Origin of the sequence: Phenylobacterium sp., assembly GCF_031425575.1 — a bacterium.
Classification (GTDB): domain Bacteria; phylum Pseudomonadota; class Alphaproteobacteria; order Caulobacterales; family Caulobacteraceae; genus Phenylobacterium.
The window spans coordinates 1-12,260 of record NZ_JANPJP010000369.1; the positions used below are offsets into that span (position 1 = coordinate 1).

General features: G+C 67.7%; 9 protein-coding genes. 6 read left to right on the forward strand and 3 right to left on the reverse strand.

What is annotated here, in order from left to right; genetic code table 11:
- The coding region (locus RMO97_RS20895) for a glycosyltransferase (RefSeq protein ID WP_310542927.1) at positions 1-1,712 on the reverse strand (1,712 nt) is incomplete at its 3' end.
- Between the two features lie 4 nt (positions 1,713-1,716).
- Positions 1,717-2,748: a hypothetical protein gene (locus tag RMO97_RS20900; protein ID WP_310542928.1), complete on the reverse strand. Its 1,032-nt coding sequence runs from the start codon at positions 2,746-2,748 to the stop codon at positions 1,717-1,719.
- A gap of 133 nt (positions 2,749-2,881) precedes the next feature.
- Here RMO97_RS20900 and RMO97_RS20905 point away from each other — a divergent pair, with 133 nt between their 5' ends.
- From RMO97_RS20905 to RMO97_RS20920, 4 genes are all read left to right on the forward strand, one after another.
- The gene (locus RMO97_RS20905; protein ID WP_310542929.1) at positions 2,882-4,780 is read left to right on the forward strand and encodes a hypothetical protein; all 1,899 of its coding nucleotides are present in this window, start codon (positions 2,882-2,884) and stop codon (positions 4,778-4,780) included.
- Entirely contained in the window at positions 4,777-5,802 is a 1,026-nt protein-coding gene (locus RMO97_RS20910) for a hypothetical protein (RefSeq protein ID WP_310542930.1), read from the forward strand. The genes RMO97_RS20905 and RMO97_RS20910 overlap by 4 nt, the downstream gene beginning before the upstream one ends.
- Positions 5,803-5,867: 65 nt before the next feature.
- Positions 5,868-6,731, forward strand: coding sequence for a hypothetical protein (locus RMO97_RS20915; protein ID WP_310542931.1), 864 nt, complete (start codon positions 5,868-5,870; stop codon positions 6,729-6,731).
- A gap of 1 nt (position 6,732) precedes the next feature.
- Complete coding sequence (locus RMO97_RS20920) at positions 6,733-7,902, forward strand: hypothetical protein (protein ID WP_310542932.1); 1,170 nt, start codon at positions 6,733-6,735, stop codon at positions 7,900-7,902.
- A 12-nt stretch (positions 7,903-7,914) separates the two neighbouring features.
- Here RMO97_RS20920 and RMO97_RS20925 read toward each other — a convergent pair whose 3' ends face one another.
- Positions 7,915-8,679 (reverse strand): DUF6270 domain-containing protein, encoded by a 765-nt coding sequence (locus RMO97_RS20925; protein WP_310542933.1) that lies wholly within the window; start codon positions 8,677-8,679, stop codon positions 7,915-7,917.
- Between the two features lie 242 nt (positions 8,680-8,921).
- Between RMO97_RS20925 and RMO97_RS20930 the strand changes: the two genes are divergently transcribed.
- Both RMO97_RS20930 and RMO97_RS20935 read left to right on the forward strand, forming a co-directional pair.
- Positions 8,922-10,652, forward strand: a complete 1,731-nt coding sequence (locus RMO97_RS20930) for a type I secretion system permease/ATPase (protein WP_310542934.1) — start codon at positions 8,922-8,924, stop codon at positions 10,650-10,652.
- The gene (locus RMO97_RS20935; protein ID WP_310542935.1) at positions 10,649-12,016 is read left to right on the forward strand and encodes an HlyD family type I secretion periplasmic adaptor subunit; all 1,368 of its coding nucleotides are present in this window, start codon (positions 10,649-10,651) and stop codon (positions 12,014-12,016) included. Before RMO97_RS20930 ends, RMO97_RS20935 begins: the two co-directional genes overlap by 4 nt.
- Positions 12,017-12,260 lie beyond the last annotated feature (244 nt).

A 12,260-nucleotide genomic window follows, 5' to 3' on the forward strand; every position in this document is an offset into this window, starting at 1 on the left:
CCGACACCGGTTTCCTCATCGAAGGGTGAGAGCAGGGCCGCCAGCCAGCCGGACCGGACCTGGACGTCGTTGTTCAGGAAGATGACGAACTCGCCGGCGGCGGCCTCGGCCGCCCGGGTGCAGGTGCGGATGAAGCCGAGATTCTCCGCATTGGTCAGGACCTTCAGGCCCGGGACCGTGGCCAGCACGGCCGAGGTCGCGTCGGCCGAGGCGTCGTCGATGACGATGATTTCGGCGCTCTCCAGCCCCCCGGCGGCCTGCAGCGAGGCCAGGCATTCCAGAGTGAACTTCAGATTGTTGTAGGCCGGGATCACGATGGAGGCGCGCGGCGTGGCGGGGGCCGTGAAGGTGAGAGCGGCCGCGGCCTTCTCCAGATCCTTTTCGGCGAGCTTGATCAGCTTGAGCGGCTTGACCTTCACATCAGCCTTGCGGGCCTCGTCCATGCGCCGGCGCTCGGCGGCCAGGTCGCGGTAAGCCTGGACGTCATAGAGGCTGGCGTCCTTGGTGCGCGCCGCGCGGAGCTGTTCGAAGAGGCCGGTGTCGGAGCCGCCGGCGCGGATCTGACCGGAGCCTGGCTCTGGCTTGGGCGTACGGCTCAGCGCCCAGTGCTCCAGGGCCGAGATCGGCGCCTCGGCGGCCTGGGGGTTGGCGATCAGATAGGCGAGCTCGTCGAAGTCGGGCGCCGGCGACGCCCCCTCGAAGGCCCCCTCGCCCAGATAGTGCAGGATGGCGTGGACGTCCTCGGGCGCCTGCGGATTCTGCTCCAGATAGAAGGCGGAGTCGAAGTGCAGGCTGGGATTCCGGCGGCCCTCGACGCCATGGGCCAGGAAGTCGGCCAGGGGGCTGGCGCCGAGCGCCGTGACGTCACGATATCGCTGGGCGTACCACCCGGTGTCGAACAGCGGGTGGGGCGGCCGGCCCTCGCCCGCGCCGCTGGTGACGTAGTGGAGCAGGGGCGGAATGCCGCGCTCGGCCACGTCCGGGTTCTGCTGCAGATACCAGGCGCCGGAGAACAGCGGGTGGGGCTCGTAGCCCAGCCGCCAGCCCTCGCGCAGATAGTGCAGCAGGGGGTTCTCGCCGGACTTCGCCACCTCTTCGGACTGACCGACATAGTGGCGCAGATCAAACAGCGGGTGGGGATTGAAGCCCTCGCGGGCGCCGGTGAACACGAAGTGCTGCAGCGCCGTCAGTCCGCTGGCGGCGACCTTGACCGCGTGGCGCGCGCGGTAGTCGGCCAAGTCGAACAGCGGGTGCGGATCGCGGCCCTCCTTGTCGCCGGCCACCAGGTAGTGGGCGAGGGGCGCCCAGGCGGTGCCCGCCAGGTCGGCGCTCTTCTCGACATACCAGGTCTGGTCGAACAGGGCCTTGGGGTGGGCGTTGGAGTCCGGGCCCGCGCGGACATAGGACACCAGGCCGCGGGTCTCCCCGCCCTCGCGTCCGACCCCCTTGTCGAGGCCGAAGGTCCACAGTCCGGAGCGCAGCACCAGGGCCACGCGGCCCGGCCACTTGCCCCGCGCCAGGGTCAGGTCGAACCGCTGCTCCAGGCGGCCGCGCTCGCGGTCCCAATGGCGCTTGGCCGCAGCGGCCCGGAAGCGGGTCCAGCGGTCCTGGGCCAGGGCGACATGGGCGGCGCGGAGCACCCGGCGGCGCGCGAGAAGCTCATTGGCGACGACGGCGCTCTCCGCCTTTTTCCTGGTGGGGTGTTTGGTCAAGGGATCAGCCGGCGGTCAGCATGGCGTCGATCTGGGCCTTGATTGCGGCGCGCTCACGGCGCAGCAGGGCCAGCTCGGTTTCGATCTCGTGCGTGTGGAGGCGCTCGCGCCGCCGCTGCTGACGTTCCTCGTCCAACTCCGCGCTGGTGGCCGAAAGGGCCGAGGTCACCGGGGAGACGAACACCCCCATCCGGGCCTTCAGTTCCGCGATCTGGACGGCGGCGGCCTCGAGCGGCGCTAGCGGCGGGGCCGGGCCGAGCGCGGCGGCCTCGAACCAGTCATGCACGGTCTTGGCCAGGGGGCCGACAATGGGCACGGCTGAAAGGTCCCCGTGTCCGGCGTTGTGGCGCAGGTCCCCGGTGAGGAACTGGTCGATCTGCGCCAGCGCATGCGGGCTCATCCGGGGCAGGGCCGCGCCGTGAGCGGCCTCGATCCTCGCCACCTCGCCGCGCCAGTCGGCCAGCAGGCCGTCATAGGAGACAAAGGCGCGAGGCAGGTCGCGGGAATAGAGCTCTGCGGCCAGCATGTAGACGCACCAGAGCAGGACCGACTTCTCCACCGGGAAGCCGTCGCGCCGGCTTAGGGACCCCGCCACGGCCAGGGGCGAACGGACCGGGATCACCACGCGCGCCGTGAGGCCCGCCGTCTCCAGGACGTGACGCCACATGGGCCCGAGCACCGAAACCCGGGGGTCCTTCAGCAGGGGGAACCGGGCCTCGCCGAATTCCTCGCGATAGAGGGCCAGAGCGCGCGCGGTCCACTCAGCCTCATTGGCCTGGGGCAGGGGGGCGTAGGGCAGGGCGAAGACGTCGTCCCAGGCGCTGCCGGCGGCGCGCAGGCGCGCGTCGTTGAACAGGGCGATCTTCCAGGGCTCGAAGTAGCCCTTCGCATTGTGCTCGTCCCCGGGCATGACATTTTGCGGCAACTCGGCTCCCGCCAGGGCCAGGAGCTGGGTCACGGCCGAGGTGCCGGACCGGTGCATGCCCAACACGAGGTAGGCCGCGGACTTGGCCGGTCGGGTTGTCGTTCTCGCCATTGGGCCCCATCTGGCGCCTTCGGGGGCGCGCGTGAACCTTGCCTCTATGACCGCCAGCGCGCGCCCGCAAGGGCGCGGTTGATCGAGGCGGTGTTCTGCGGCACAGGTCCAACCTCGCGGAGAGTTTCGTCCCATGGCCGCCGGCCTCGATCGTAGCCTGCTGGTGTTGGTTCCGGCCCTGGACACCGACTTCTACCGCGCGATCTATCCCGACATCGCCGATGACGGTCGCGATCCGGTGGCCCACTACGCCGACGCCGGCTGGCGCGAGGGCCGCGACCCCGCGCCCTGGTTTTCCACCACGGGCTATCTGGCCCGCTATCCTGACGTCGCCCAGGGCGGGGCCAACCCGTTCTATCACTACCTCACGGCTGGTCGCCGCGAGGGCCGCGAGCCGGTCGCCTCGGCCCAGGCCCTGGACTATCTCGTGGCCCGGAAGCTGGCCCGTGACGGCAAGGCCGACCTTCCGGTGACCGCCGCAGACCGGGCGCTCGCCGCCACCGAGTTCGACGAAGCCTACTACCTGTTCCACCAGCCCGACGTGGCGGCCTCGGGCCAGGACCCCCTCGACCACTTCCTGCAGCGGGGATGGAAAGAGGGGCGCGACCCCTCGCGTGACTTCCACCTGGCCGACTATCTGGAGCTCAATCCCGATGTCGCGGCGGCCGGCGTGCAGCCCTTTGTCCACTACCTGGCGCAGGGCCGCCGCGAGGGGCGAATCGGGCGCCGCCAGCTGGGGTTCCGCCACGACGCCGTCGCGCGCTTGCGGCCGCTGCAGGAACGCCTTGCCGACTGCGAGGCCTGGGCCCGCGCGGTGGACCTGAGCGAGGCTGACGATCTGATCACTGGCCTGGCGCCATCACGCTCGGGCCGCCGCGATCTGCACATCACCTTCAGCCATGACAACTACGCCGCGGTGGTCGGCGGGGTGCAGGCCAGCGTTCAGCGGGAGGCCGCACGATTTGGCGAGCTGGGCCGTGACCATCTCCACGTCTATCCGGCCTCGCCCTGGCCGATCGTCTCCACCGGCCTCGACGGGCCGCCCCTCGGAGTCCTCTGGAACGGGGTGGAAGTGGGCGCCTTCCGTCCCGAGGTGCTGATCGCCGGCCTGCGAACCGCCCTGGCCGACTGGGGCGAGGGCGCGCGCAGTTTCGCCATCCACTCGATGCTGGGCCATTCCAGTCGCGAGGTGATCGATGTTGTGCGCATCGCCGGCGCCAACGCCGGCCACTACTGGACCCATGACTTCACCAGCCTCTGCGCGGGGGTCCACCTGCTACGCAACAATATCGCCAACTGCGGCGCGCCGCCGCCCGGTAGCGCCGCCTGCGGCATTTGCGTGTATGGCCCCTATCGGCAGCGCCACATCGACGAGCACACCCGCCTGTTCCGCTACCTGGACCTGACCGTGGTCTCTCCCTCCCAGGTGGTCATGGACACTTGGCGCCGCGCCGACTGGATGGACCCCGTGGATGCTCAGGTCGCGCCGCTGGCCCGCCTGACTCCCGTGCGCGCCAAGACCACCCCGCCTCGCGACGGTCCGTTCCGGCTCGCCTTCCCCGGAACGCCGTCCCTGCACAAGGGTTGGCCGCTCTTCGTCGAACTGGCGATCACCTTCGAAAAGGACCCACGCTACGTCTTCCTTCACCTGGGCAAGTCGAGAGTCGGTGGCCTGCCCGTGGAACATCACCCGGTCTCGGCCACAGCGACCGAGCCCATGGCCATGCGCGACTCACTGGTGCGCCTGGAGGTTGACGCCGCGATGATCTGGTCCCTCTGCCTGGAGACCTTCTCGCTGACCGCCTACGAGGCCGCCGCCGCCGGCGCGGCCATCATCACCGGACCGGATTCGGGCAATATCGCCGCCTTCACCCGCGAGGGCGGCCACGGCCTGGTTCTGGACGGCGAGGCCGCACTCACCGCGATGTTCGAGAGCGGCGAGATCCTCAATCTGGCGCGGGCGCGCCGCCGCCCGCCTCTCTATGACATGGAGTTCAGCAACTTGACCGCCGACCTGGAGCCCGCCTCGTGAAGGTCGTCTGCTTTTCCAGCTTCACCTTTTCCTATCTGAACCGCGCCCGGGTGCTGTTCCAGACCCTCAAGGTCCATCAGCCGGACTGGGAACGGGTGGCGCTGATCACCGACGCGCCGCCGCCGGGGTTCGACCTGGACCTGGCCAGCGAGCCCTTCGACCGGGTGGTCTATGCGCAGGATCTCGGCATTCCGGACTTCCAGTCCTGGCTCTTCAAGCACGACGTGGTGGAGGTCTGCACCGCTGTGAAGGGCCCGTTCCTGCACCAGGCGCTGGCGGCCGGCGCGGACGCCGTGGTCTATCTGGACCCCGACACGGCCCTCTTCACGAGCCTGACGCCGCTGGAAGAGATGCTCGCAACCGACGACATCCTGCTGACCCCGCACCTGCTCGACGCCAATGACGAGCTGGAAGCCATCCTCGACAACGATCTCTCGGCCTCGAAAACCGGCATCTTCAATCTGGGATTCGTGATGGTGAAGGCAGGCGGAGAGGGGGTCCGGTTCGGCCAATGGTGGAACGACCGGCTGCTGAGCTTCTGCTACGACGACATCCCCAACGGTCTGTTCGTCGACCAGCGCTGGTGCGACCACGTCCCGGCCCTGTTCGACAAGGTCAAGGTGGTGCGCGACCCCGGCTACAACGTGGCCAGCTGGAACCTTTCAAAGCGTCAGGTCGCGGTGGGAAAAGACGGAGCGATCACCGTCAATGGCCACCTCTTGCGCTTCTGGCACTTCACCAAGCTGGGGCCCACCGGCGATGCCATGACCAAGCGCTATGCGGGCGACAACCACGCCGTCTACGAGATCTGGCGTTGGTACAAGGAGGAGGTGGCCAAGACCACCGATCCGATCATCCCGGACCGCTACTGGGCCTATGAGGCCTATAGCGACGGAACCGCGATCGCCAAGCCTCACCGTGTGATTTACCGGGCTCGACCTGATCTGCAGGCGGCCTTCCCCGACCCCTTCGAGGCCGCGGGCTATCTCGCCTGGCTCGCCAATGAGGGCCTGGCCCGATAGGGCGCCAGCTTGCGCCGTCCACACCGCTTCCCTACCGTGCCGCTCCCTTCCCGCCAGGCTTCTCGATGCGCATCCTCGTCACCATCGCCCACTATTTCTCAGCCGAGGCCAACTCCCGGCACGGCTCGACCAGCGAACGGAAGCGGGACGATCGGTTGCGCGCCATCGAGGAAGTGATCTGCGCCTACCGCGGCCAGTTCGGCGTCTCGGCCACCCTGCACGTGGGCACCAAGTGCTTTCAGCCGGGGGTGGGCTCGGACGATGAAATCGACATTGTCGCCGTGACCACCGGCGAGAAGCACCTGCTGACCCCCGACTTCTGCCGGCGCTACGGCGTGAAGGTGGCCAAGCTTGATCTTGAGAACCCACGCACGCTGGGGTTCAGCGCTCAGCAGATCATGGCCCAGCAGGCCAGCAAGTACGACCTGTTCGTCTTCACCGAGGACGATCTGCGGATCAACGATCCGACCTTCTTCTCCAAGATCATCTGGTTCAACCAGACCTACGGCCCGCAGCGGGTGCTGTTACCGAACCGCATCGAGTGGAACCGCAGGGCGCCGACCCTGAAGACCTATATCGACGGCGACCTGAGCCGGGAGGCGGCTGATCGGATGAACGGCTATGTCCCGGACGAGGACGTCGTGTATGGCGCGCCGCTTGGCCGGCAGACAGTGTTTCGCCGGGCGCAGAATCCGCACGCCGGCTATTTCGCCGTCACCCGCGATCAGCTCGACTATTGGATGCGCCAACCCCACTGGCTGGACCGCGACGTGAGCTTCGTCTCGCCGCTGGAGAGTGCGGCGACCCTGGGAATGGCCAAGACCTTCTCGATCTACAAGGCTTTCGGCCGCTCGGCCGGGTTCCTGGAGATCGAGCACCTGGACAACGGGTTCTCGAACCTGAAGATGCCCGTCATCCCCCCGCTCTGACGTGACCGGCTCCGCCAAATCCCCTGACGACGGCCCCGAACTCTTCGCCAAGATGGAGAGTTTGGCCCTGCGGCATGCGGCGCTGCGCGAGGAGGTGCAGCGGGCACAGGCCGCCGAGGCCATCACCCGCTCACGCCTCACCCAGGCCCTGGTCGACGCCCTGCTGGCGGTGGCCCGCGCCGAGGCTGACAGCCGCGCCGCGGCGGTGAGGGCCTATCGCGCGGCGGCCGTGCTTTCGGTGCGCGAACATCGCCGCAACCGCATCAGGCGTCGCCTCGACCGCGCTCTGGTCCGCCTGCGCTCGATGGGCGGGGCCCTGGTGATCGCGCGCTCGGGGCTCTGGACCAGCGCCGGCGGCGGTTTCAGCGCCATGGCGGCCTATGCGCGACGCGGAGCCGACCCGACCGCCCAGCCCCCGGCCTTGCTCGATCAGGCCTGGTACCTTTCCACCTATCCGGACGTCGCGGCCGGCCGGTTGGCCCCGCTTGTCCACTATATCACGCGGGGCTGGTCAGAGGACCGATCGCCGCATCCGCTCTTTGACCGAGACTTCTACGTAGGCCGCAACGCCCAGGATCTGGCGGCCACCGGCCTGTCGCCCCTTGAGCATTTCGTCCACGTCGGCGCCGCTCGAGGGTGCGACCCGCATCCCCTGTTCAGCATTGACCACTATGTCACCCAGACCCCGGAGCTGGGCCAGACCGGAGAAAATCCGCTGGCGCACTATCTTCGTGAGGGCTGGCGGCTAAACCTCAGCCCCCATCCGTTGTTCCAGGCTGAGTGGTATCGCGGGCGGCTGACCGGAGACGAGGCGGAGGTCCCGGCCCTTGTCCACTATGTGACGGTGGGGTCGGCGCGGGGTCTCAAACCCCACCGGCTGTTCGACCCTGCCTGGTATCGCGAGCAATATCCCGACATTGCGGCCCGAGGGTTCGAGGCCTTGAGTCATTACGTCCTGGCCGGCGGGCGCGAGGGCCGCAATCCGTGTCCCTGGTTCGACGCCGCCCATTACATGGCGCTCCGCGGAAGCGAACTGCGGGACGATGTCGATCCTCTTACCGACTATCTGCAGGGCGGCGCCTGGACCGTGGCCCAGCCCCTGGTCAACGAGGCCGCCGATCTTCGCCTGACCCCCCTGGAGAACTGGGCGTCCCTCTCCGACGACGCCTGATCGCCGCCTGGACTAGAGCCCCAGGGTCTTCAGCTGTCGCCAGACGTCGCGGTAGTAGTCAGCGACGTAGTGAAAGGGGCTCAGTCCCCAGCGGTGACTGACATCGGCGAGCACCAAACCTGGCTCGGCGCTCACCCGGGCCGCGCCGGTCAGGGCGGCGAAACGCTGCTGATAGGTGTTCAGCAAGGCGTTGTGGGCGTCGAGGCTCCCGATATTGCCGTCGAAGATCATCACGTCCTGGTCGAAGGTCTGTCGCTGGCCCATGCGGTCCAGGTAGCGCTCGGCCCACTGAGATTCATGCAGAATGATCCGAGTGTCCCTTAGAGGCGTTGTCTTCAGGAACTCCGTCAGCTCCAGGGCTGCGTCACGCCAGAGCTGGTCACATTGCGCCGAGGTGCGCGGCACGATCCGTGCAGGGGAGAAGGCCGGTTGAGACATGTAGCCGCTGACCTCCAGTTCCCAGCTGTGCGTAACGACGGTGTCGCGCACCGCCAAGAGGTCGAAGCGTTCGTCGATGAAGTCGAAGATCAGATGGGTGGGACGGTGAGCGAGCAGCGTGGCCAGGGCCGACTTCTTCAGGTCTGCGCGAACCGCGTTGTGCTGATGGCGCCCCAGGCCCGGCGGCGGATCCTGCGCCACCTCGGCGCCGCCGAGCGGCCGAGCGAACAGGCTTGGGAGGCTGGTGCGCGAGATGTACAGCAGGTCGGCCGGCGACTGGCCAAGGATCGGCCACAAATCCCGCGTTATGCAGCTACCGATTATCGCCACCCTGGCCACTCAGGCACGTCTCCCATCAAACCGACACCCGATGCTTCTTATCACAGGTCGTCCCGCACGCGTGGCGGGACAGCCGAACTGCGGCCCGCGCCAGCCCGCCACGGGCGTGCGGCATTGACATACCGGAGGGCGCCGATCATCTCTCGCGCGCTCATGCCGCCGTCTGTCTCGGCAGTCGGCGTCTGCGACTTCATTTGGCGCAGCGACCCTTCGCCCGCAAGTAACGAGACGGCCTGGCGCCCATGAAGATTTTCAAAGTGTTGTCGGCGGACCAACCGGACAATCCGCTGACACGTGCGATCCGGGAGGGCTACCCCTCCCTGGCCGCCGCCGCCGGGTTTAGCCTGGTCTCGAACCTGCTCTACATGGCCCTGCCGCTCTACACCTTCCAGATCTATGGACGGGTGATGAGCAGCGGCAGCGTTCCCACCCTGCTGGTGATCACCTTCGGGGTGCTGTTCACCTTCGCCGTCTCCGGGGTCATCGACCACTATCGCGCCAAGGTGTTGATCAACTACGGCCTGGTCATGGACCAGCGGGTGTCCGGCCACGTCTTCTCGGCCCTGTTCGACGGCGTCACGCGCGGCAATCCGGCCATGCGGTCCCAGGCCCTCCGCGACCTCGACGCCTTCCGCCAAATGTTGACCGGGCCCACCTTCGGCGTGGTCTTCGACCTGCCGTGGATGCCGGTCTTCCTGATCGTGCTGTGGGTCATCGATCCCCTGGTCGGGGTCGTGACGCTGGTGGGCGCGGTGTTCCTGATAGCCATCACCTTGATGCAGGACCGCGCCACGCGGCCGGCGCTGGAGGAAGCCAACGACGCGGCCCTGCGCAGCTACGCCTTCACCGACGCGGCCCTGCGCAACGGCGAAGTGGTCCGCGCCATGGGCATGGTGGAAACCCTGGGGGGCCGCTGGGCCGTGTTCCGGCAGACCACCATGGGCCGCAGCGCCGACGCCAGCAATGTCGCCAGCACCTATTCCAATATCAGCAAGTTCTGGCGCCAGGCTGTCCAGGTCCTGATCATCGCCGTCGGAGCCTATCTGGTGGTGAAGGGCACGATCCACGCGGGCCTGCTGTTCGCCAACATGATCCTGGCCGCCCGCGCGCTTCAGCCGATCGATCGCCTCGTGGGCTCCTGGGACGGCATGCTGCAGGGCACGCGGGCCTTTGATCGCCTGATGCTGGCCTTCGGCGACTACAAGCAGGCCAAGCCGGTCACCGGTCTGCCCCGCGCCACCGGCCGCCTGTCGGTCGAAGGGGTCAATTTCGCGCCGCCCGGGGCGCAGAAGTTTGTCCTGCAGGCCATCCAATTCAAGATCGAACCGGGGGAAATGCTCGGCATCATCGGGCCCTCCGGCGCCGGCAAGTCGAGCCTGGCCCGCCTGATGATGGGGATCTGGCAGCCGAACAACGGCAACATCCGTCTCGATGGCGCCGACGTCTTCACCTGGGACCGCAAGGACTTCGGCCGCAACGTCGGCTACCTGCCGCAGGACACCGAGCTGTTCGCCGGGACGATCCGCGACAATATCGCCCGCTTCCTGCCTGACGTGACCGACGCCGAGGTGATCGCCGCGGCCCAGATCGCCGGGGTTCACGAACTCGTCCTTCGTCTGCCGAACGGCTATGACACCGACCTGGGCCAGAACGCCCACGTCCTGTCAGCCGGGCAGCGCCAGCGTATCGGCCTGGCCCGAGCCGTGCTGAACCAGCCGCCGTTCATCGTCCTCGACGAACCCAATGCAAGCCTGGACGCAGAGGGCGAGGACGCCCTGTTGAAGGCCCTCGATACGCTGAAGGCCGCCGGCGTGACCATCGCCGTGGTCTCCCACAAGCCCAACCTGTTCCGGTCGGCGGACAAGATTTTGGTGCTCCGTGAGGGGCGGATGGAGCTGTTTGGGCCGCGCGACCAGGTGATGGCCCGCTTCACCCAGCCGGCCGCCGTCCAAGCCGTGGGCGCGGCCCGATGACCCGCGACGTGACCCCGGCAAAATCCTATGTGACCCCCGTGTTCAGCGGCCCCGAGCTGGCCCTGGATGCGGACCAGAAGCGTAAGCTGCAGCAGCCGATGATCATCGGCGCCGCGGTGGTCGCGATCTTCGTGGTCGCCATCATGCTCTGGGCGGCCGTGACGCCGATCCGCAGCGCCATCCTGGCGCCCGGCTTGGTGCGCGTGGAAGCCAACCGCAAGGTCATCCAGCACCAGATCGGCGGCACGGTGAAGGCGATCCCGGTCCGCGAGGGTCAGCGCGTGGCTCTGGGCCAGCCGCTGCTGCTGCTCGATGACGTCCAGGCCCGCGCGTCTGTCGATGTCTTCCAGAATCAGTCCGACGCCCTGATGGCCCAGAGCGCCCGCTTCGAAGCCGAGGCGACGGGTCGCCGCGCCATTTCCTTTCCCGCAAGCCTGACCGGCCGGCTGGCCGATCCGCGGGTGGCGGGCCTGATCCAGGATCAGCAGCTGCTGTTTTCTACGCGGCTACAGTTCTTCGACAGCCAGGCCGACGTGCTGAACCAGCGTCAGAGCCAGATCGAATCGCAGATCTCCGGCGTGCAGGCCCAGCTTGACGCCCTGGAGGAGAGCGTCCGCCTGACGAGGGAAGAGCTGGCCGGCTACCAAACCCTGTACGAGAAGGGCTATGCGCCCAAGACCCTGATCCTGCGCTACGACCGGACCCTGGCCGATCTCGCCGGACGCCGGGGCGCCCTGAACGCCGAGATCACCCGCCTTCGTCAGCAGAAGGGGGAGACGCGGCTGCAGCTCAACTCCCTGCGCGACCAGCGGGTCAGCGAGGCCGCCGAGGGCCTGCGCCAGATGCAGTCCAGCCAGTCGGATGTCTCGCCGCGGCTCACGGCTGCGAGCCAGGTCCTCACCCATTCGATCGTGCGGTCTCCGGCCGACGGCTATGTGCTGGATCTGAGCCCGTCGACCGTCGGCGGGGTGATCACCCCCGGCCAGGTTCTGATGAACATCGTGCCGGCCAACGCGCCCCTCATCGTCACGGCCCGGATCAAACCCGCCGATATCGACAATGTGCGGGTCGGCATGCAGGCCCAGGTGCGGCTGACCGCCTTCAACTTCCAGAAGGTCAGCCCGGTGATGGGCGACGTGATCGCGGTCTCGGCGGACCAGTTGAGCGACGCCAAGACCGGCGAGGGTTACTTCCGGGCCGACGTCCGCATTCCGCCGCAGGAGCTGGCCAAGCTGCCCAAGGGCGCCAAGCTCAGCCCAGGGATGCCGGCGTCGGTCTCCATCGTCACTGGGACGCGGACGATTCTATCCTATGTCGTCAGCCCGCTGACCGACACGATCAGGGACTCCCTGAGGGAAGATTGACGAGAGGGCGAACCGTCCTTCCCAAGCGCTGTCGAAGGGCCTGGTTTCCCGCCGTTTTTACTGTTGCGCATTTTCGACGGTTCCGATACGTCTTCCTCGGGCTCGTTTAACCTTCGCCACGACCATGTTATGGCGGACGGTAAGGACTTCCTGGGACCGCGCCATTCGGCATAGGTGGCCAGGCGTTTTCAGGCGGTCCGTGTGACACATGACTGGAGAGACTCATGGCGACTTATAATTTCGA